Source organism: Chitinophaga oryzae (assembly GCF_012516375.2).
In the GTDB taxonomy this organism is placed as follows: domain Bacteria; phylum Bacteroidota; class Bacteroidia; order Chitinophagales; family Chitinophagaceae; genus Chitinophaga; species Chitinophaga oryzae.
Genome location: NZ_CP051204.2, coordinates 6,172,133 through 6,191,748 on the forward strand (window position 1 = coordinate 6,172,133; position 19,616 = coordinate 6,191,748).

Annotated in this window: 20 protein-coding genes; 3 read left to right on the plus strand and 17 right to left on the minus strand. The window is 47.4% G+C overall.

The window, feature by feature from the left end:
- Window positions 1–319: 319 nt before the first annotated feature.
- From HF324_RS24305 to HF324_RS24375, 15 genes are all read right to left on the minus strand, one after another.
- Window positions 320–604, minus strand: a complete 285-nt coding sequence (locus HF324_RS24305; protein WP_168811842.1) for an acylphosphatase — start codon at window positions 602–604, stop codon at window positions 320–322.
- Window positions 605–959: 355 nt separating this feature from the next.
- The gene (locus HF324_RS24310; RefSeq protein WP_168805208.1) at window positions 960–1,556 is read right to left on the minus strand and encodes a 2'-5' RNA ligase family protein; all 597 of its coding nucleotides are present in this window, start codon (window positions 1,554–1,556) and stop codon (window positions 960–962) included.
- Between the two features lie 185 nt (window positions 1,557–1,741).
- Entirely contained in the window at window positions 1,742–2,503 is a 762-nt protein-coding gene (gene tpiA / locus HF324_RS24315) for a triose-phosphate isomerase (RefSeq protein ID WP_168805210.1), read from the minus strand.
- A gap of 18 nt (window positions 2,504–2,521) precedes the next feature.
- Entirely contained in the window at window positions 2,522–3,703 is a 1,182-nt protein-coding gene (locus HF324_RS24320; protein ID WP_168805212.1) for a putative sugar nucleotidyl transferase, read from the minus strand.
- Window positions 3,704–3,773: 70 nt separating this feature from the next.
- Entirely contained in the window at window positions 3,774–4,025 is a 252-nt protein-coding gene (locus tag HF324_RS24325) for a type B 50S ribosomal protein L31 (RefSeq protein ID WP_168805214.1), read from the minus strand.
- Window positions 4,026–4,099: 74 nt separating this feature from the next.
- Window positions 4,100–4,591: a YajQ family cyclic di-GMP-binding protein gene (locus HF324_RS24330; RefSeq protein ID WP_168805215.1), complete on the minus strand. Its 492-nt coding sequence runs from the start codon at window positions 4,589–4,591 to the stop codon at window positions 4,100–4,102.
- A 97-nt stretch (window positions 4,592–4,688) separates the two neighbouring features.
- Window positions 4,689–5,420: a head GIN domain-containing protein gene (locus HF324_RS24335; protein WP_168805226.1), complete on the minus strand. Its 732-nt coding sequence runs from the start codon at window positions 5,418–5,420 to the stop codon at window positions 4,689–4,691.
- Window positions 5,421–5,488: 68 nt separating this feature from the next.
- Entirely contained in the window at window positions 5,489–6,568 is a 1,080-nt protein-coding gene (locus tag HF324_RS24340; protein ID WP_168805227.1) for a hypothetical protein, read from the minus strand.
- Entirely contained in the window at window positions 6,552–7,109 is a 558-nt protein-coding gene (locus tag HF324_RS24345; protein WP_168861041.1) for a cytochrome P450 family protein, read from the minus strand. Before HF324_RS24345 ends, HF324_RS24340 begins: the two co-directional genes overlap by 17 nt.
- A complete protein-coding gene (locus HF324_RS24350) occupies window positions 7,109–7,654 on the minus strand; it encodes an RNA polymerase sigma factor (RefSeq protein ID WP_193114965.1) in 546 nt (181 codons plus the stop codon). The genes HF324_RS24345 and HF324_RS24350 overlap by 1 nt, the downstream gene beginning before the upstream one ends.
- A 337-nt stretch (window positions 7,655–7,991) precedes the next feature.
- Window positions 7,992–10,469 carry a TonB-dependent receptor domain-containing protein gene (locus HF324_RS24355; RefSeq protein WP_168805233.1) on the minus strand — a complete coding sequence of 826 codons (2,478 nt, stop codon included), beginning with the start codon at window positions 10,467–10,469 and terminating at the stop codon, window positions 7,992–7,994.
- A 473-nt stretch (window positions 10,470–10,942) separates the two neighbouring features.
- Window positions 10,943–11,866: a DUF2167 domain-containing protein gene (locus HF324_RS24360; protein ID WP_168861042.1), complete on the minus strand. Its 924-nt coding sequence runs from the start codon at window positions 11,864–11,866 to the stop codon at window positions 10,943–10,945.
- 182 nt (window positions 11,867–12,048) lie between these two features.
- Window positions 12,049–12,477 carry a hemerythrin domain-containing protein gene (locus tag HF324_RS24365; RefSeq protein ID WP_168805237.1) on the minus strand — a complete coding sequence of 143 codons (429 nt, stop codon included), beginning with the start codon at window positions 12,475–12,477 and terminating at the stop codon, window positions 12,049–12,051.
- 8 nt (window positions 12,478–12,485) lie between these two features.
- On the minus strand, window positions 12,486–13,784 hold the full coding sequence (locus HF324_RS24370; RefSeq protein ID WP_168861043.1) for a prolipoprotein diacylglyceryl transferase: 1,299 nt from the start codon (window positions 13,782–13,784) through the stop codon (window positions 12,486–12,488).
- A 126-nt stretch (window positions 13,785–13,910) separates the two neighbouring features.
- The gene (locus tag HF324_RS24375; protein ID WP_281354971.1) at window positions 13,911–14,303 is read right to left on the minus strand and encodes a BrxA/BrxB family bacilliredoxin; all 393 of its coding nucleotides are present in this window, start codon (window positions 14,301–14,303) and stop codon (window positions 13,911–13,913) included.
- A gap of 262 nt (window positions 14,304–14,565) precedes the next feature.
- Here HF324_RS24375 and HF324_RS24380 point away from each other — a divergent pair, with 262 nt between their 5' ends.
- Window positions 14,566–15,006, plus strand: coding sequence for an Hsp20/alpha crystallin family protein (locus tag HF324_RS24380; RefSeq protein WP_168805241.1), 441 nt, complete (start codon window positions 14,566–14,568; stop codon window positions 15,004–15,006).
- Between the two features lie 160 nt (window positions 15,007–15,166).
- Window positions 15,167–16,000 (plus strand): hypothetical protein, encoded by an 834-nt coding sequence (locus tag HF324_RS24385; RefSeq protein WP_168805243.1) that lies wholly within the window; start codon window positions 15,167–15,169, stop codon window positions 15,998–16,000.
- A 394-nt stretch (window positions 16,001–16,394) separates the two neighbouring features.
- Here HF324_RS24385 and HF324_RS24390 read toward each other — a convergent pair whose 3' ends face one another.
- Together HF324_RS24390 and HF324_RS24395 are read right to left on the minus strand one after the other, a co-directional pair.
- Window positions 16,395–17,795 carry a type III PLP-dependent enzyme domain-containing protein gene (locus HF324_RS24390; RefSeq protein ID WP_168805245.1) on the minus strand — a complete coding sequence of 467 codons (1,401 nt, stop codon included), beginning with the start codon at window positions 17,793–17,795 and terminating at the stop codon, window positions 16,395–16,397.
- A gap of 246 nt (window positions 17,796–18,041) precedes the next feature.
- Entirely contained in the window at window positions 18,042–18,671 is a 630-nt protein-coding gene (locus HF324_RS24395) for a WbqC family protein (RefSeq protein ID WP_168805247.1), read from the minus strand.
- A 491-nt stretch (window positions 18,672–19,162) separates the two neighbouring features.
- Here HF324_RS24395 and HF324_RS24400 point away from each other — a divergent pair, with 491 nt between their 5' ends.
- The gene (locus HF324_RS24400; RefSeq protein ID WP_168805248.1) at window positions 19,163–19,543 is read left to right on the plus strand and encodes an LEA/WHy family protein; all 381 of its coding nucleotides are present in this window, start codon (window positions 19,163–19,165) and stop codon (window positions 19,541–19,543) included.
- Window positions 19,544–19,616 lie beyond the last annotated feature (73 nt).

A 19,616-nucleotide genomic window follows, 5' to 3' on the forward strand; every position in this document is an offset into this window, starting at 1 on the left:
CCCAACGTTCGTTCTTCATCATAGAAAAAGCGCAAAGAATGATACGGCTGGAGTTGCGTCAGCGGCCCGTCGTATTCTTTGCGCTTTTCTTTATTTCAGGACTACCGCCAATAGGGAAAAGCGGTAGTCCAGGCATAGGAAAGGAACACCAGAACCTGTTATCTAACCAGGTTTATATAGAAGGATAGCAACTGTAATGCTATAAATAGGTATGTATATTAAATTGCTGAAAGTTGTATACGATGTAGCATGTAGCGTATAGCGTATAGCGTATAGTGTGAGGCGTGTGGCGTATTGCGTTATATTGTGTATCCTGCCGCTAATGCAGAATGGTAAATCCCGACACCTGCTGCACAGGTCCCACACTGATTTCCATTTCCGTCACTTTAGCCATGGCCGGGCCTTTCCGGCACCACGACAGAAACTGCTCCATCACCGGTTCTTCTGCTTCCGCCAGAATCCACACGGCTTTGTCCGGCATGTTTTTGATCTGTCCCTGCACTCCCAGCAAATCTGCTATATGTTTCGCATTAGCCCGGTACCCCACGCCCTGTACGCGGCCTCTCACGACGATCTCTTTGTGTACGATTGATTTGGTTGTCATAACGATGTCCATGGTTATCTCAAAAGTGTCTGAATCAGGATGAATACGGACAGTACGATCCATTGGCCATATAGATTGATGGTCAAACGAATGTAACGATTAATCCCGGGGCGCTGAAATAGATTTCTCCGGCAACATGCCATGACAGCCGCCACATTTAAAGGAAAGACTGAGAATGGTTAACTTGAGGGAAACAAACTACAGATGAAAACTGAAGAAACAGGGGTCACAAAATAATAGCCTGCAAGCCTTACCACTGCGGGCATCTATGATACAGTCCGTTCAATTTTCATCCAATGCATCTCCAATCCGGCTCTTCCCGATTCAGACAATGATATATAATAGTTTGCACTACTTAAGCGGCATAGTTAAACAACGATCCGGTCATATGCTCAATATCCCCAAACACGATATCCCGCACGCGTTGATATTTACCGCCTGTTACCGGCCGCTTCAGCAGGGTAAAACAATGGCAGTTAAAGCTCCGCACAAACAGCCGTTGCGTTAATGCCGGCAGTACTTTGCCCACCGCCACTTCGTCGAGCCCGCGCGCGATCGTCATACCCGGCTTGAACGCCTGCGGTTTGAGATCAAAACACTGCATGATGCTCTTGTGCAGCTCTATCAATGGCTTCGGATTGGCCACGTTCACACAGATGCTCTGCCGGCCGTCTGCATGCCTTACCGCCTCCAGCCGCGAGGTATAAATCGCGAAACCGGACTGACGCCTGGCGACTTCCTCCACCATGTCTATAAAGTCATTTTCAAAACGCGCCGGAAACTCGGACCTGAATAGGGGAATGTATACCGGTGAGGTAATGCTTGCAGCATCTTCAAGGGATGTTGCGATAAACTGCCGTATACGGTTTACATCTTTCGCTACCACTACATCCGGATTCACTACCAGCAAATAATCAAATAACGCTTCCGAAGTTTCATAATTCGTATTCATAACCTGATATTTTAACACTGACTGTTAGAATGACAATACGAATATACAACCTTTTTTCTGAAATACTAATTTTTTTAGCATTTTCTACTAAAAAAATACGCAGTTTATTCCTCAAAAGCCCCTAAACGGAACAGGGATAAGCCTTTCAGCTCATCCCTGCCCTATTCGTATTTTGCTAAAAAATACTAACCCAAATGACGGATAATGGCAACGAAGTCATTCGCCACGAGAGAAGCGCCGCCAATCAGGCCGCCGTCCACATCGGGATTGGAAAACAGTTCCGCGGCATTGCCCGGTTTGGCGCTGCCGCCGTAAAGGACAGTCAGGTGCAGCGCTGCTTCACGGCCAAATTTATTAGCTATCTGTGAACGGATGAAAGCGTGCATATCCTGCGCCTGCGCAGCGCTGGCAGTCAGCCCGGTACCGATGGCCCAGATCGGCTCATAGGCGATCACCACGTTTTTCAGCTGCTCTTCGCTCAGGTGGAACAGGCTTTCTTCCAGTTGTTTGGCAACAAATGCGTTCTGTGTTTCGGCCTGGCGTACTTCCAGCGGCTCGCCGCAGCAGAAAATCGGCTTAATGCCGGCTGCCAGCGCCAGATCAATTTTCTTCGCCAGTATCGCGTTGCTTTCCTGGAAGTATTCCCTTCTTTCAGAGTGACCGATGATCACGTAATCCACGCCTACTGACTGCAGCATCTCTGCGGAAACTTCGCCGGTATAGGCGCCTGCTTTCTCGCTGGCGCAGTTCTGTGCCGCCACGAAAAAGCCGGGGTAGTTTTTCAGCAGGGACTTTGCCTTGGTCAGATACGGGAAAGGCGTTGCCACCACTACTTCCTGCCCTTCGCCCAGTTTCAGGCCGGCCTGCAGAATGTCGTTGATCAATTGCTCGCCTTGTGCCAGCGTGAGGTTCATCTTCCAGTTACCTGCAACAATTTTTTTTCTCATGTACTGTGATATTAAGTTTTATGGTCGTTGTGTGTTTGTTTCCCTGAAGACGGCTTCCAATATCCTCCTGTCAGCGTCTTCCAGCTGCCGCCCTTTAAAGGCCATCCAGGCGGCGGCATCCCTCAACGCTTCGGGAAGCCGGTAAGCGGCCGTTCCCACCTGGTGCCCCCACGTAAAGGAAGGCAGGAAAACCGGTGGAAACCCGGCGCCGAAAATATTACAGGACACGCCTACTACCGTTCCCGTATTCATCATGGTATTGATAGCGCAGCGGCTGTAGTCGCCCATCATCACGCCGCACTTCTGCCCTGCAGGCTCTGTGCTTTGCCGGGCTTCCATCCACACTTTCACCACCCCTGCATTGTTTTTCACATTGGAGCAGGTTGTATTGCCGCCAAGGTTGCACCATTCGCCAATCACGGCATCGCCTATATATCCGTCGTGTGATTTATTGGAATAGCCGAAAAATACGCTGTTTTTGATTTCTCCGCCACCGATGCTATAAGGCCCCAGGGTGGTAGCACCATATACTTTGGCGCCCATTTTCAGCACAGCCCCTTCACCCATCGCCAGCGGCCCCCTGACTACGCTCCCTTCCATTACCAGGGCATTCCGGCCAATGTAAATCGGACCGGTGGCAGCGTTGAGTATGCTGCTGTATACCTGGGCGCCGGGCTCCAGGAACACCTGCTCCGGGTTGGATACCTGGATACCTTCCGGCAGCGGCGCGGATACACGCCCTTTGGTCAGCAGGGCAAAATCTTCGCGGATAGCCCGGTCATTCTGTAAAAAAATATCCCAGGGCCTGAAAATCCCCGACACCGGGCCTGTATAACTTTTACGGCTGGCAGCGGGCAACAGGTGAACTTCCTTCCCCTGTACCACCTTCGCTACCAGGTGATTGTCTTTATATAATTCCTCCTCCGGACGTAAGGCCATGATGGCCGCCACCAGTTGCGCATCCGGCATGATATGCCCGCTGATCAGCACATTTTCGGTGGTATCTTCTCCACGGCGCAACGGAAACTTCTCCTGCAAATACGGCACAGTATAGTGACTGACGCCGGTCCCCAGCCAATGTTCCCACTTCTCCTGGATGGTAAGAATACCTACTCTGCAGGCGGCAATGGGTCTTGTATGCGTAAAAGGGTATAATAAGTCGCGTTCGGGCGTGTCAAAAAGAATGTAGTGACGCTCCATAGGGGCTAAAAATAAAAAATCCCATCGATAAGCCGATGGGATTCTTTGTAAAAATATTGTTGCAAACGAACTATGCTTTTTTAGCGTAGCGTTTGTTGAATTTGTCGATACGTCCTGCGGTATCCACCAACACGTTCTTACCAGTATAGAAAGGGTGAGAAGTATTGGAAATTTCCAACTTAATCAACGGATATTCATTGCCATCTTCCCACTTTACAGTTTCTTTGGAAGGTGCAGTGGAACGGCTCAAAAAGCTGTGTCCGTTTGACATATCTTTAAATACCACAAATCTGTAATTTTCCGGATGGATTCCCTGTTTCATATCAAATATTATTGTAAATACAGGGTGCAAAGGTAACCAAATTTCTTTAACACCCAAAGTTTATTGTAAAAAAATCAGGATTTCATATTAATATACTGTAAAGGTATATTCAGATTGGCCTCCCGGCATTTCTGTATAACGTCCTGTAAATCATCAATCTTTTTGCCGGTTACCCGTACAATATCGTCCATAATGGCAGCCTGTACCTTTAAGCCGGAGTCCTTGATCAGTTTTACGATCTTCTTGGCGTCTTCCTGTTTGATACCATTCCGGATCGGCACTTCTTTTTTATATACTTTTCCGCTCTGATAGGCTTCCTTGCTCTGATCGTAAATGGTAGCTTCCAGCCCCTGGCGCATGGACCGCGAAACCAGCACGTCCAGCACCTGCCCCAGCTTCATATCACTGTCTACTTCTATGTTCAGCACCAGCTCTTTCTTGTTCAGTTCTATTACCACATGTGACCCCTTGAAATCAAACCGGTTGGTGATCTCCTTTTTCACAGTGTTAACCGCATTATCCAGTGTCTGTAAATCTACTTTGCTAACAATATCAAAGGACGGCATAATTCAATTTTTTTTATCTTGGAACGGCAAATATAAAAAAGAAAAAGCAGGTAGTGAACTACCTGCCCGACATATATAAATCTAAATCTAAAAAAAATTAAATTTGACGCACGTTGCCCATACCGGAAACGGACTGGTTAACGGCGGGATTGCCTTTATATCTTACCTTGCCCACACCGGACACGCTCACATTCAGTTTTTTCGCTACAGCCACTTTCGCCTCACCACTGCCGGAGATACCAATTTCTGCCTCATCAGTCTGGAACTCCAGCGCGTCTATATTGGCAGCGCCGGATGCCTGGTACGCGACCTTTTCACAATTGCCTTTCAGGTCCACACGGCTCGCGCCGGACATGCCCACTTCCAGGCTCCTCGCACTCAGGTCCAGGTCGGCATGGGTAGCGCCGCTGAAAACCAGCTTCAGGTTGTCTGATTTGATACGTCCTTTACCGGTATAGCTGCAGGCGCCGCTGGCAGACAGTTTCTTTACCTGCTGCAGGGTCACATGCACAATAATCTTCTGGGTAGGATCGATATTCACCCCTTTACGGGTAAATACTTCCAGTTCACCACCGGAGATCCTCGTTTCTATATAGGGCAACAGGTTTTCTTCTGCATCGATCGAAATACTGTTGGTGCTGCCCTGTTGCAGCTCTACGTGATATACGCCACCGGTAGAGATCTTGTCAAAGTCACCGGCTGTCCGGGTTTCAGATTTCATATGACCGTTTCCTCTTACCCGTTCGTTACGGATGCCGGTGAAAGATACGAGGGCTATGCAAAGCACTGCCAGGGTGGCCGGAGCTACATACTTAAAGATTGTTTTCATGTGGATTTTTTTAGAAATGATTTATAATCAGGTTTTAGAATGGGCTTATCGTTGTGAATACCGTGGCATCAATAGCCGGTCACCCTGGCGTCTGCATTGGTGCCTCTGATTTTGATAACGGGAGAACCCTCGCCACCACCACCGGCTTGTGCTTTATAGATCTGGGTGGAAGCTGTTTTATTCGAATTCACGTTTTTCAGTTCAAGGCCGCTGGTATTCAGGTCTCCGTTGACCATCACAAAGTCCAGCTGCAACGGTGATTTACGCGGCAGGTTCAGCTTCAGGTCGGAGAAAGTCAGCACAAGGTCTGCTCCCTTAAAGCCGGGCACCACTTTTTTGATGTCCAGGTCTCCATAGGTTATTTTCATGTTGATATTTTCCACCAGGTCACCAATATTGGTATCGGAAAACGTTACATAGCCGCTTACCTGTTCCACCCGCTGAATTTTATAGTTATCGTAGTTGGCGGCGATTTTCAGTATTCCCAGATTCGTAATTGTATAGTTGCTGTAGTTGGAGTTTACGTTCAGCACGTCCAGCTGCTCTGCTTTCAACTCGGAATAGTTCCCTTTCAGCACCACCTTATTGGCTTTGCCTATACGGCCTTTGTCGCAGTAGTTCACTTTCAGCCGCAGATCTGCCGCGTCGCGGATATCATAAGCACAGTAATTGAGCGACATTTCCGCCGGGAATTTCAGCCTGTCTGCGATCACATCTCCGAAGCTGTTTTCCACTTTCAGCGAGGAAAGATTTTCCGGGATGTATACGTCATAGTCTATATTAACGTAGTCCTTGGAATCCTTCTTGTTGCCCCATGAGAACCAGGAACCGGATTTGGAGGCGGTATACACTGTGTTGAGGCTCAGGTTGGCGCCGTTCTGGACTGCATCGATGCTAACGCTTTCCGTAATTCCCTGTGCTTCCTGGTCGTTATTCCCGAAACCGGTAATAGTGATCACCGCCTTCACTTCATTTTTATTCCAGGCATGGAATACCACCTTGCCGTATTTGTTGCTCAGGCTGAAAGCCGTGCCGGCGCTAACGGTGAATTCCTTCCTGATGGTTTTTTTATACGTTACGCTGCCCTTGGTGGCAAATGTGAACAGTGGCAATACAAGGCACAACAGTAAATTAAATTTCAGCTTCATATTGTTTTTTTGTGTGAGAGGAAGGCGTTGCGTGTTTTTCCTGCAACTCTTCGAGGATTTTGTCAAGCAGCTCCAGTTTAAGCTGATAATAACGGATCATGGCGCCCCGGATCCTCTGGTTGCCCGGATTGTTTTTCAGCTCATTCTCCAGTGTTTTATAGGTATCGTTACGTAACTGTAATTCTTGTCGTGCTGCACTGTCAAGCCCCAGCTCACTGGCGGGATAGGCGTTGATAAGTTCCAGCTTTTCGTTGATGCGGTTGGAATAATACACCTTTGCGTCCTGCATTTCCGGTATCACTACTGCCAGGTCCTGCTGCTGCTGTTTATGCTTCGCGATATAAAACAGTACGGCGGCGTTGACCAACAGCACTGCGATCACGGCAGCTTTAAACCAGTTTCTGCCCATCAGCGACACTATTCTGCCTTTACGGCCTCCCTCCAACTCTCTCTCCAACGCGTCCCACACTCTGGGTGAAGGTCCGGGCTCCTCAAATGCGTCCCGGTGCTGTTGGATAAAACTTTCAAAATTTTCCGGCATTAACGAATGAGATTTTGCTGTTTTACAATTTGTCTTACTTTCTCTTTCGCCCGCATGTATTGGGTTTTTACGGTGGATTCCGTAATCCCCATCATGTCGGCGATTTCACGGTGAGAGTAGTCTTCAAACAGATAGAGGTTCAGAACAGTACGGTATCCCTGCGGCAGTCCGTGTATGGCTGATTTGACAGCGGACACGGTCCAGGTGAAGGAATCCTCGTCTATACCTGCTTCTTCTGCTACTTCCACCTCTTCCACTTCTTCAAAGTACACTTTTTTCTTCCTGAGATTGTTCAGGCAGTGGTTGACCACTATCCTTTTAATCCATGCTGTCACACTCGCTTCGCGCTCCAGCTTGCCGATGTTACGGTGTACCTGTATGAAGGCTTCCTGTAAGGTATCCTCCGCATCACTAACGTTACCGGTCATACGCAGACAGATGTTGTACATGGCAGCGGCATAAGCATTATACAGTTCGCGAAATGCGCGAACATCCCCTCTTTTGCAGCGGTCAATTACATTCCCGTCTATTGGCGTCTGATTCAAGTTGTTTGCTGATGCTTTCATTATAAAGACAATGATTGTAAAAAAGGTTGCATGCGGTAAGGCCTTTCTTTCGGGATTTTCTACGACTGATACTAAGGGCCTATTGGAGAAATTCACTTAAATATCTAATTATAAATATTTTACATAGATATATACCTGTAATGTCTCCTTAAAATTTTTTATAAAATTACCGGGAAGCGTGCTTTTCCTGTTTTAAAATCCACCAAACCCTGTTTTTTTGTGACGAAAAGCTGATTTCTGGTATACTGGTAGAAAACGCAGCCCTGACGAAAAGGGCCGCGTTTTTCCATCCTTATATATACCTAAAAAACCATCTTTAGTTCCCTCCCTGTTTAACACGGTTTTGTTCTGCTTCCAGGCCGGTCTGACGGTTGCGGGCGGCTTTTACATTGGTGTTGCCGAAGCGGTAGTTGAACGAAATCCGTACCTGACGGGTATCGTTTCTGCTGTAGAGTGAGGTGGTCCTGCCGGCGTTATCAAAAGAGCCGCGGAAATACTGGGTGTTGAAAACGTCTGTCACATTCAGCTTCAGTGTTCCTTTTCCCTTCAGCACCTTCTGCTGTAAACCAAGGTCCAGGGAGCACATGGACTTCATCCTGAACAGTCCTTCTTCCGCTACCTGCGGTGACACATAAAAGAAGGTGGCTTCGGCGGTAGTGTTTTTAGCGATGGTGAAAGTCTGTTGCGTACGGCCAAAGAAGCCTGCAGAGGAGAGCTTTACATTGTTTTTGTCTACTACTGTTTCGTACATATTATATAAGACAGACACCGTTGTAAAAGAAGTCCACCATTTGGTGATCGGCATCGGCACAGACACGTTCAGGTTAAAGTTATCTGCCTTGGCTACGTTCTGGTACCGGTAGCGCACGGCGGAAGTGTCTCCGCTGGCCCGGTCTACCGCTGCTTCCAGTATCTGCGTCATCATATCTTTGGTATGCGTATAACCCAGTGAGGTAATCAGGAAATCCTTGAAGGTGTGCGTGATTTCAAGGTTATTGGAGAACTGTGGCCTCAGACCCGGGTTACCGGCAGCCTTGGTATAACGGTCCAGGTAATACTCGAACGGATTCAGTTCTTCGTAATCCGGGCGTTGAACACGGCGGCTGTAAGTCAGGCCCAGGGTATTGTTTTTATTCAACTGGTAAGTCAGCGCAGCGCTGGGGAACAGGTTGAAGTAGCTGGAATCGTTCTTCACCACTTTCTCCTGCTGGTTTTGGGTAGATGTTGAATGACCGCTGATATTGGTTTGCTCACCGCGCAGGCCTACCTGTACATGCAGCTTCCTGAACTGTTTGCTGAAATTCACATAGGCGGCGTTGATGTTCTCTTTATAGATAAAGTGGTTGGAGCGGTTGTCATCTCTTACCCAGGCGCCGGTACGCAGGGAATCGAAGCGGGCGTCGTTATCGGTCGTCACAAAGCTGGTTTTCAGACCTGCTTCCAGTTTTGCGGCTCCTTTCAGCGGATGCACATAGTCAATCTTCGCTGTTTTGATTTCTATGCGGGAAGGCTGGTTGTTACGGGAAGTGTCGCTGCCCAGCAGTGCTTTGTCAGCACCATCGCGGGTAAAGGCGAAGATAGAAGACGTCTGTTCGTTGGTGTTGCGGGCATAATCCAGGTCAATGTTCAGTTCTTTGCCGGTAGAATCGAGGATACCGCGGTAGTTGAGGTTGTAGGCGCCCCGCTGCCATCTTCCGTTGTCTGTTGTATGGGTACGCAGGATAGAGTCGATGATGGAACCATTTCCTATTTTGGTGATAGCGTCGCCGGGGCTCTTACGGTCGCGGCGGGCCAGGTCAGCCATCACACCGATGGTGTGATTTTTAGCGACGAAATAATCCATCCCCAGTTTCACGGCATGATAGTCTGACTTGCGCTCGGAGATAGTGCGCTGATCAAACACCTGGTAGCGGCCGTCGTTGGTCATGGTGCGATATACGCCCAAATCCTGCTGCTGTTCCCGATGATTATAATTATAGGAACCGAAGAGGTTTACTTTTTCATTGCGGTGGTTGAGGTTGATGCCGCCGTTGGCGCGGCCTCTGATCCCCTGGGAAACGCCCAGGTTCAGGCTGCCGTTGGTACCATAGTTTTTGTTCTTTTTCAGTTTCAGATTGATGATACCGGCATTACCGGCAGCATCATATTTGGCGGAAGGATTGGCAATCAGTTCTATTTGTTCCACGTTGGAAGCGGGCATACTTCTCAGCAGCTCTGTCACTTCCTGTGAAGACATATTGGTGGGCTTTCCGTCGATCATAATGATCACGCCACCTTTACCTTTCATGGAGATGTTACCGTCCTTGTCTACGTTGATGGTAGGAGATTTCTCCAATACCTCCATCGCATTGCCGCCTGCGGCGGTGATGCTGCTTTCCACGTTCACCACCATTTTGTCGGCTTTCTGTTCTACAAAAGGTTTGCGGGCGGTTACATCTACCGCTTTCAGGCTTTTGGAAGCGGCTTCCATGGCCAGAGTGGGTACTGCAACGCCAGCGGCGCCCACCTCAAACGGCTTGCTGTAGGCTTTGTTCATGCCTACGGCTGCTGCCGCGATCAGGTATTTACCTTGTTTTATCTGCTCGAATTCATATTTACCATTGATATCTGCGATCGCTCCTTTTACAAGAGAAGAGTCGCCGGCTTTTAAAAGCGTTACAGTGGCAAATTCCACCGGTTGTTCACCTGCCCGGATGATTTTACCGGCCACTTTGGGTCCGTTTTGTGCCTGGGAAGTTAACGCAGCGCTTATCATTCCTGCTGTTAATGCAAACGCTTTAAAAATTGATTTCATATAAGGGCGGATTTAGAATTTTCTGGTTTTTTAGATGTTAGATCGTTCCTGGTTACTGCTCAGTTGGTTTGCTGATTTTCCATTCTTAGAGAACCTTGGTTAATATACTACAGTGGTTTGTCAACTACAGTAGCTTATCAACTACATTGTAAAAGTAGGTATCATGCAATACATAGTACCTAACTGTTACACGAACGGTCTATAACAAGGGATGAACGGTAATATGTAACTGGAACAATAAGAAGACGACCCAAAAAAGGAAATGTTTCAGGCCAACAGCCGGGGAAGTTCCGGAGGCGAATGGAGGGGACAGGCGGTAAAAAAGGGAGATCAGCGGCCCCAGGGTAGCTACCCGGACCATTCATATAAAAGGGAAGGCACTTTCAGAATGAAATAAATAATCGGGGGGCGCATCCCCGAAAGAGCGTCCATTAAAGGGTGGAGCCACCCCGGGGCGAAAGTCGCCTAAAGCCTTAGTTCAATCGCTCATCCACATGGAAAAACTGCTTTGGCAGTTCCCGGCGGCGGTGAAAATACTGCATCAGGTATATAAACAGGACCATTACCAGGCATACCGCTACGAACAGCCAGGTATTCAACAGCCATTCGAAGAAATGACGGGCGTCGAGGAGCTCTCCCATTCGCAGCACTCTTTCAGTCCAGGCGGCGATCTGGTCGGTATGGGGGTTAAAATCCAGGTAACGTTGCCCTACCGGCATATGAATGTTGCCTACCATGGCGGGCATCAGCGTCTGCAATGTGTTAAGCTGACTGGTATTGGCCACTGCCGTGAGCGACAGCGCGCCCGTACGGGTCAGTATCCGCATTTCATAATTCAGGAAGGAAACATTTTTTCCCAATTGCAGGATACGGACCAGGTGCTGGGTATTGTCGGTTTCGTGGTATGCCGGCGGCAGTGCCCAGTACATATCCGTCACAGTGCTCAGCCCTTTTTTGTTGCGCCAGTTATTTTCCTGTTGCAGGTGCTGCTGCATCTTTTGCATCAGCGCGGTGTAATTCAGCTGCAGGGCTTCCTGTTGACTGAGATACCCTGTTTCGTCCATGGAAATTTCGATCCCGAAGAGGATGCTGTCCGGCCGGCTGCCCGGTTGTGGCAGCAAGAGTCCCAGGAAGCCGGGATTTTGCGGGTTGCCCCAGAGACGTTCCACCAGTGTGCGTCCCTGTACCGCGTCCAGGAAACGGTATCCTTCAGGTACCGACAGCACCACGCCGTTGTTCAGCACTACGGTGCCCTGCTGGTAAATAAACGAAGCACAAAGTTTGTCTTCCGGATCGAGCATGTCATACCGGTTCAGACTATCTTCCCCGACGCCGGCAAAAGCCCGGGAAACGACTGCTAAACAAGTGAATAAAAAATATGCAAAAGCCTTCCACATAAAACCGATTGATGGTTTAACAGCTCAACAAAAAATGGACATGCAAGGTCTTAATAAGACAGGGATAAAATTACTACAGTTGGCTGCCATCAAGGCGCACAGATAAAAGGGATCGGTTTTCGCAACGGCTGTGCCTGTTTGCAGAAACCTCTCATTGTTCTTATAACAAGATATAGCATTTTTTATTTTTCCCAGCGGATATTTTCGAGAATACCGGGCAATATTTGCTGGACCAGTTCAAAAAACACCCGTTCCTCTTTTCGGATATGGGTTTCCAGGCTGGTGGCTATTTTGTCCATATCGTCTTCCAGCCGGGTGCTTTCGGTGATAGCACTGTACATGCCGGAAATAACCCGATGTTCTTCCTGCAGTTCGGCGATCAGCGCATCTACCCGGGGATCGTGACCGGTACATTTCTCAAAGAGATATTCTTCTTTTTGAATGTGCGGCACCATCAGTTCCTGGAACACTTTCACCATGTATTCAAACCGGGCCTGCGTTTCCAGCGGAAAACCTTCATAGGGCGCAGCATCTTTCTTCAGGTAGCGGCATACAAATAACAGGCGCTTATGCTCATGCGACAAGGGTATCAGTGCTGAATGACGTTGCATACTCAATATCAGGCAGCTGTTGTGACAGCTGCATTTTTTTTACGGCAATACCATATCCAGACAATGCCTCCGACAATCATCAGGAAAGAGATGATCTCCGCCTGCGTGGGATGAAAACCAAAAATATTGTATTTCGTGTTGACACGGATCTTTTCAACGAAGAAACGTTCCAGGCCGTTCAGTACGAGATAGATACCGAAGATGACACCCGGTACGGTAACTTTTTTGCGGATTGCCCAAAGCACGCCTGTCAGGATCAGGCAAGCCAGGATCTCATATAACGGTGTAGGATATACGCCAACGGGCAACACGCGGCAGTAAGGCCCGTCGCAGCCCGGCAGGGGTACGCCTTCATTCACCACGTTGTGTGGGTACCCGGAAGCAAAAAACCAGTCGGGCAGAAAGCTCAGGGCAGCCGGTTTTGGGAATGCCGCATGGGGAATGTGAGCGGTATCGCTGTATTGCTGCTGAAAGAAGGTGATGTTACGTTGTACGGCGCTGCTGAATTCCGCCGGCGCCACCTGTACTACGTGGCCGGTGGTATCGGTAATGTAGGCGCTGTTGTAGATGCCCCAGTCGCCATCGCCGGAGAACTGACAGCCCATTCTGCCGATGGCATAAGCCAGCATCAGCGCAGGCGCGGCACTGTCTATCAGGTGTTTGATGCCGATCTGCTTTTTACGGGCATATCGCAGGATCACGACAGTAGCGACTATCAGGCCACCGTAAAACGTCAGGCCGCTGAAAGATAGTAAAGCGCCGATGGGGTCCTGTACAAAATCGTTCCAGTTCTCGAGGTTATGAAACACTTTAGCGCCCAGCAGGCCCGCGATGGCCGCCATCACAATAATGTCCGGCACGCGCTGGTGAGGCCATATGCTCGCTGTTTCTTTTTTGGCTACGGTTCCTTTTTTGCCTTTGGAGCTGTTGTACTTCAGGAAAATCAGCAGGGCCGCTACGGCGAGACCGCCCAGGAAGCTGCCTTCCCCGGAGAGGATAAAACCCTGGAAGTTCTGGGACACCGTGTCCCAGTTGAGGATCAGTCCGAACCCTTTCCAGCCCAGCAGAAAACCCAGAATACCGTTGGTAATATATTCGCCGGTACCGGCAGGACCGCCTGTCATCACCGTTTCAGCAACAGGCTTCAGCCAGCCCAGTTGCTCACGGCGCTTCAATTCTTTTGTTAATACCCAGGCCCCCGCGAGAAAAGCAACGGCCACGAAAAAGCCAAATGTCTGAAGGATTTTGAAAGCAGGGATCTCTATGCCAAACAGGTCTCTGAAAGCGTAATATAAATTAGGATACATAGCCTAAAAAAAATTGGTGATCTGAGTTTTCCTATGAACAAAGCCGAATTAGTCAATAAGGAAAATCAAACCACCAAAGTACGATGTAATTTCGAAATTCTGAATTGGAATTCCGGAATTAAAATATTAGCAATATTGTTCAAACGCGTCAGCGAGGTTGGCAGCAATCATCTGTGCTGAACGGCCCTCGATCATGTGACGTTCGATAAAATGCACCAGCTGTCCGTCTTTAAACAGCGCAATGGAAGGAGAAGACGGAGGATAAGGCATCAGGTGCGTACGGATCTGTTGTACCGCTTCCAGATCAAAACCCGCAAAAGCAGTGGTCAGTCTGTCCGGTTTCTTTTCGCTGTGCGCAACAGCCATCAGTACACCCGGACGAGCAGTGGCAGCAGAGCAGCCACATACAGAATTTATTACTACCAGCGTGGTACCTTCTTTCTTCAGCGTGTCATCTACGCTGCCGGAGGTCAGCAGCTCCTCAAATCCATTATCAGTCAACTCAGCCTTTCTAGGCATAACTAATTCCGCAGGATACATATAATTATAGTTTTTTGTGTTAAGATTTTCGACAAAGTTAAAGATATAGGAGCAAAAAGTAAAAAATCCGTCTCCCAAAAAGACTTTTTGACACAATACAAACAATCAAAATGACACATTGTCACTATCTGTAACCATTTTACTAACAAAATAGCAGTTTTACTGGCATGGTATCCCATTTGATCTGTAACCGTCGTTGAACAACAAAATTGATTTCACCACTAAAAAATTAATAAAAACCATGACACACGTAAAATTCAACCACAGCCCTCTTCCCAGATTAGTTGAAGACATCTTTAACGGCGGATGGAACAAATATGTAAAAGACGATTTCCTGACCAGCGATTTCTTTACCACCCATCCTCCGGTGAACATCGTAGAAACGAAAGACGCATTTCTGCTGGATGTAGTAGCACCCGGTTTTGTGAAAGAAGACTTTAAGATCAGTGCAGATGAAAAGGCGATTACCATCAGCGCAGAAAGAAAAGCGGAAGCTAAAACCGAAGGCGACAAACAAGTGCGCCGCGAGTTTAACTTCAAATCCTTCAAACGTTCCTTCAGCATCACTGAAACTGTGGACGTAAACAGGATCCAGGCAAAATATGAAAACGGTATCCTGAAAGTGACCCTTTCCAAAAAGGAAAACAAACAGGATGCTCCCAAAGAGATAGTAGTGGAATAAGGGATACAGGATGGCTTCCTCCCGGAAGCTGTCCCAAACATGGGGGTTAGTAAAGGAGGTACCATCTGGTGCCTCCTTTTTTATATGTGTATAATTCACACAAACGTTGAATCAACTGTTGCGGATTAATACGATAATTTGCTCCTTTAAGCAAGCGCTAATGGCAAAGCATTTCAGGAATGCCTGGTTATTTACCAAGAGCATTTACCTCAGCTCGGAAAAAGCAGTGATCGGCAATGTATTGCAGCATACCGAGGACACCTATGAACAGGCGAAGCTCCGGCTCATCTTTGACTATCTCTTTTTTTACATACTACTGTTGTTCCCCGTTATGCTGCTGGCCATGATCAGCCAGAATGAGGTCAACCTGGTACTGATCCCTTGTCTGGCAACGGTATTGTCGGTCTGCCTTTACCTGCTGAGCCGTGGAGTGGCCGCCCGGGTGGTAGGACTGATCACCTCCTGCTGCACGTTACTGATACCCATTCTTTCTTCTTTTCTCAACAACCAGGACCTTTCCCCGCGGTATGCCATCGTATGGTCGATGAGCATCCTGCTGGCTTATATTACGGTCAGCATACGGACTGCGCTCGTATTATGCAGCCTCCTCTGCGCCTACCTCTGCGCGGTAGCATACATAAAAATCAACGGCATTACCGTATATGTCAGCTCCGGTTACTCCGACACCTTCCAGCTGATGTCCAACCCTGTCACGGTAATCCTCTATATGCTCTTCCTGATCCGTGCACTGGGCCAATACTACAGGAATATCATTTCTATGGAACAGCAGCGCACCCTGGAAAAACAAAAGCAGCACCTGTCGCTGATCAACCAGAACCTTACCAAACAGTTCCTGCTGGTAAAAGGGTTTTCCCGTTCCGGCAAAGCCGCTTTTATAAAGGGCGAAACGGAGCTGCTGGACGCCTGTTTCACTGAAATAGAAAAACAATGCGGCTCCGCAATCAGCTATCTCAATGAGGCCCAGGAAGACTAATACTACACGTCTGTGTGAGATATAACATTTTTTTACTCCCTGTATCCGTTAGTTCTCTCTAAAAAACCCCAACAGCTAATCTCCTGAAAGACCGCGTAAATGTTAATGATTTGTAAATGACCTGATATTATATTAACACAAAACGATTCAAATAGCACAACAACAGATTATAAAAAATTACAACTTTTAGGTCTTATCCAGCGTGAACGGCTACACTATATTTGTGATATCAAATTATTTCCTATTGTCCTTATGCTATTGGACATCATCTAACCTATGCCATGGATGGGGCTTTCAGCAATGAAAGTCCTTTTTTTTGCCCCTAAACTTTCACCTATAAAAGAAGCCCCCCGAAAAATCGGGGGGCTTTCAGTAGGATTACTAACCCATTTTTTTAATAACCCAAAATCTTCAACATGCTCTGAGCTGTCTGTTCTTTCGCATACAACCAGTCCTTCAGCTGTCCGTTTTTATCGTATCCCACAATCACATGCTTGGGGGATGGGATGAGGCAGTGTTTGATACCGCCATACCCGCTCAGCTGGTCCTGGTAGGCGCCGGTATGGAAGAAACCGATGTACAGCGGTTCTCCGCTCGGCTGTTGTTTCGGTAAAAATACCGCGTTGATATGTTCCTCAGATGTATAAAAATCGTATCCGTCGCAGGTAAGACCACCCAGATGCACTTCCTGGTATTCCTGGTCCCACTTATTGATCGGCAGCATCAGGAATTTCTCCCCGATACCCCATGTGTCCGGCAGGGTGGTAATGAAAGAGCTGTCGATCATATACCAGGACTCCCTGTCGTTTTGCATTTTTTCACCAACCACGCTGTAGATCACAGCGCCGCTCTCTCCTACTGTAAAGGAACCGAATTCGGTATAAATATCCGGAACCGGTACTTTATTCTTTTTGCAGGTGCTTTTGATGTTGGCTACAATCTCGTTAACGATGTAATTATAGTCATAGTCGAAGCCCAGAGAGTGTTTGATCGGGAAGCCACCGCCGATGTTGATGCTGTCCAGTTCCGGGCAGATCTTTTTCAGCTGGCAGTACAGGTTGATCACCCTGTTGAACTGAGACCAGTAATAAATATCATCCTTAATACCCTTGTTCATGAAGAAGTGCAGCATTTTCAGCTCAAACTTCTCATTTCCCTTGATTTTATCGACGTAGTATTCGAGGATATCACGGGGAGGCACGCCCAGACGGGAGGTATAGAAGTCGAAGCTGGGCTCTTCTTCCGCAGCAACGCGGATACCCAGTTTCACTTTATCTTTTATCCGGATGTTCCGTTTGTAATCTTCCAGTTCCTCTTTGTTGTCCAGCACCGGGATCACATTCTTAAAGCCGCTGTTGATCAGTCTGGCAATGGCCCTGGTGTAGGCTTTCGTTTTGAAACCGTTACAGATCACAAACGTCTCTTTGTTGATCTTCTTTTTCTCATACAGTTTGTTTACGATATCAATATCATAAGCAAACGAGGTTTCGATGTGCACCCCGTGTTTCAGGGTTTCCTCCATAATAAAGGAGAAGTGCGAGCTTTTGGTACAATAGCAGTAATAGTAATTTCCGTCGTACCTGTTCTTCTTGATGGCATCATGGAACATCTTCTTTGCCTTATTGATCTGCATCCCGATTTTAGGAAGGTAGGTCAACTTAAAAGGCGTTCCGTACTTGTCAATCAGCGCCTTAATGTCCAAACCGTTAAACTCCAGGTAGTTGTCTTTTACTTCAAAGCCCTCCTGGGGGAATTCAAAAGTCTGTTTAACGAGGTCGGTGTAGGTGTTGTTCATTTAAATCTGCAAATGAATTGGTAATAAAATAAACTACAGGATAAATGCTCCTTTTCCTCGCTGGAAACTCCTGGTTTACACACCTACGTCAGTTCGAAACCCAGCAAAATTGGTTGCAAAGCTAAATATTTTGTTGATTGCTGCAGTAATTTTTTTCCGCGGGCCCCGCCGGACTACTGGTCAACATGGGCGCAAATATACAAACAATTATAAATCAACAAATTAAATAAAATTATTTAATATTTATTAAGCATTATTGATGACCGACATTGACTGTTTTCCTTCGCAGAAAAGCAGGTCCAGAATGCTCAGATCAGGCAGGAAACCGACACGTTCCTGGAACACCTGGGTGTATTGCGGCGCCTCTTCCGGTGCAGGGGCGTTGGGCAGAATAAGTTCACGCGCGTCCGTTACACCGGGCACATCCTTTTGGTAGCTTTCGGTGAAGCGGATCACCGGGTTAATGCCGAGCTTGCTGTTTACCCATTCGAAGCAGGCCATGTTCCAATCGAGCAGAAAATGGAATGGTTTTTCAAACAGCCCCTGCATATCTTCCTCGTAATATTCAAACCAGGGAGAGCGGCGATAAGCAGACACGAGCGTTTTCCAGTGCAGCGACTGCCATTTCTCTTCGTTGCTGATCCGGACATCCTTCATCACAGTCCGCTGGTTCTTTCCACGGGTGAGCGGCACACTTAAAATCATGCGGCCATTCGGGCCGGCGAGATAACAGCGGTTCCGGTAACTGAGCTTCTGGTAGTGCTCATATTTCTCAATCTGTAATATATCGTGGTTAGTTAAAGTTTTGTAGAAGCTAATCGGTGGAAAATATTGTGATTCAATTAATAATACTTCACTTTTTGCATTCTCTGTCATAATGTCAAATTTTTTGCCCGCCTGTGCGGAAATGAATAGTTGCAGCTGCTGATCTACTTAGAGTTATCTATTTAACAATTAATTTCAAGTAACTGGATAACAATTCATAGAATAGTTATTCATATGCTAACGAAATTAGTATTTCACCGATTAAAGTAAAATGGCAGTCAAATGCAAAAATACTAAAGAAATTAGTTGCTCGCGCGATGATTTTAAGCAAGCTCAGGAAGGATCTTAAAGATAGAAAAGAATCATAAAGAAAATATTTTTTTATATTTATTTTTTAGATTATACAAATAGACGCCCCTACCCGGCTCCACCATAACTCCCCGTTAAATGTTTCCCAATTCGTTTCCGGATTTTTGATAAATAAAACCTTTGCAGTAGGTTTGAAGATTAAAAGTTCACCGATAACAATGAAAACGATCCGCCTGATTTTGATCATTATCGCCACCTGGGGTCTAACGAGCTCATGCGAAAAAATGAAGGATTTGGAATTTGTAAGAGTCGCTAATCTGCAAATGGATGAGATGGGTATGTCCAAGAGCATTGTACGGCTGACCCTGGCATATTATAACCCGAACAATTACCAGTTGAAACTAAAAGACGCCAATTTTAATGTCTATTTCGACGATACCGAAGTGGGCCGTTCCCTGCAGGACACCATGATCAGCATCCCGGCAAAAGACACTTTTTATTTCCCGGTGAAACTGGAAGTCAACATGGCGAACGTGCTGAAGAACGCCTTTACCGCTTTCTCCAGCAAGGAAGTCACCATAAAAGCCACCGGTAACTGCAAAGTGGGCAAAGGCGGAATTTTCATCCCCTTCCCTATTAAATGCGAAACCAAACAGGCACTGAATTTTTTCTGACGAACAGCTCCCAGGGCTGAAGCCCGGGCCACGATAAGTTGACAGTCTGGCTGTCAGAAAGCTTCGGGAAGAC

Bases quoted from the DNA above. Each gene is read 5' to 3' on its own strand.
- HF324_RS24385 (WP_168805243.1), top strand. From the start codon at position 15,167: ATGGCAAAGCATTTCAGGAATGCCTGGTTATTTACCAAGAGCATTTAC.
- tpiA (WP_168805210.1), bottom strand. From the start codon at position 2,503: ATGAGAAAAAAAATTGTTGCAGGTAACTGGAAGATGAACCTCACGCTG.
- HF324_RS24395 (WP_168805247.1), bottom strand. From the start codon at position 18,671: ATGACAGAGAATGCAAAAAGTGAAGTATTATTAATTGAATCACAATAT.
- HF324_RS24325 (WP_168805214.1), bottom strand. From the start codon at position 4,025: ATGAAACAGGGAATCCATCCGGAAAATTACAGATTTGTGGTATTTAAA.
- HF324_RS24390 (WP_168805245.1), bottom strand. From the start codon at position 17,795: ATGAACAACACCTACACCGACCTCGTTAAACAGACTTTTGAATTCCCC.
- HF324_RS24340 (WP_168805227.1), bottom strand. From the start codon at position 6,568: ATGAAGCTGAAATTTAATTTACTGTTGTGCCTTGTATTGCCACTGTTC.
- HF324_RS24335 (WP_168805226.1), bottom strand. From the start codon at position 5,420: ATGAAAACAATCTTTAAGTATGTAGCTCCGGCCACCCTGGCAGTGCTT.
- HF324_RS24355 (WP_168805233.1), bottom strand. From the start codon at position 10,469: ATGAAATCAATTTTTAAAGCGTTTGCATTAACAGCAGGAATGATAAGC.
- HF324_RS24375 (WP_281354971.1), bottom strand. From the start codon at position 14,303: ATGCCTAGAAAGGCTGAGTTGACTGATAATGGATTTGAGGAGCTGCTG.
- HF324_RS24370 (WP_168861043.1), bottom strand. From the start codon at position 13,784: ATGTATCCTAATTTATATTACGCTTTCAGAGACCTGTTTGGCATAGAG.
- HF324_RS24380 (WP_168805241.1), top strand. From the start codon at position 14,566: ATGACACACGTAAAATTCAACCACAGCCCTCTTCCCAGATTAGTTGAA.
- HF324_RS24320 (WP_168805212.1), bottom strand. From the start codon at position 3,703: ATGGAGCGTCACTACATTCTTTTTGACACGCCCGAACGCGACTTATTA.
- HF324_RS24330 (WP_168805215.1), bottom strand. From the start codon at position 4,591: ATGCCGTCCTTTGATATTGTTAGCAAAGTAGATTTACAGACACTGGAT.
- HF324_RS24310 (WP_168805208.1), bottom strand. From the start codon at position 1,556: ATGAATACGAATTATGAAACTTCGGAAGCGTTATTTGATTATTTGCTG.
- HF324_RS24365 (WP_168805237.1), bottom strand. From the start codon at position 12,477: ATGCAACGTCATTCAGCACTGATACCCTTGTCGCATGAGCATAAGCGC.
- HF324_RS24345 (WP_168861041.1), bottom strand. From the start codon at position 7,109: ATGCCGGAAAATTTTGAAAGTTTTATCCAACAGCACCGGGACGCATTT.
- HF324_RS24305 (WP_168811842.1), bottom strand. From the start codon at position 604: ATGACAACCAAATCAATCGTACACAAAGAGATCGTCGTGAGAGGCCGC.
- HF324_RS24360 (WP_168861042.1), bottom strand. From the start codon at position 11,866: ATGTGGAAGGCTTTTGCATATTTTTTATTCACTTGTTTAGCAGTCGTT.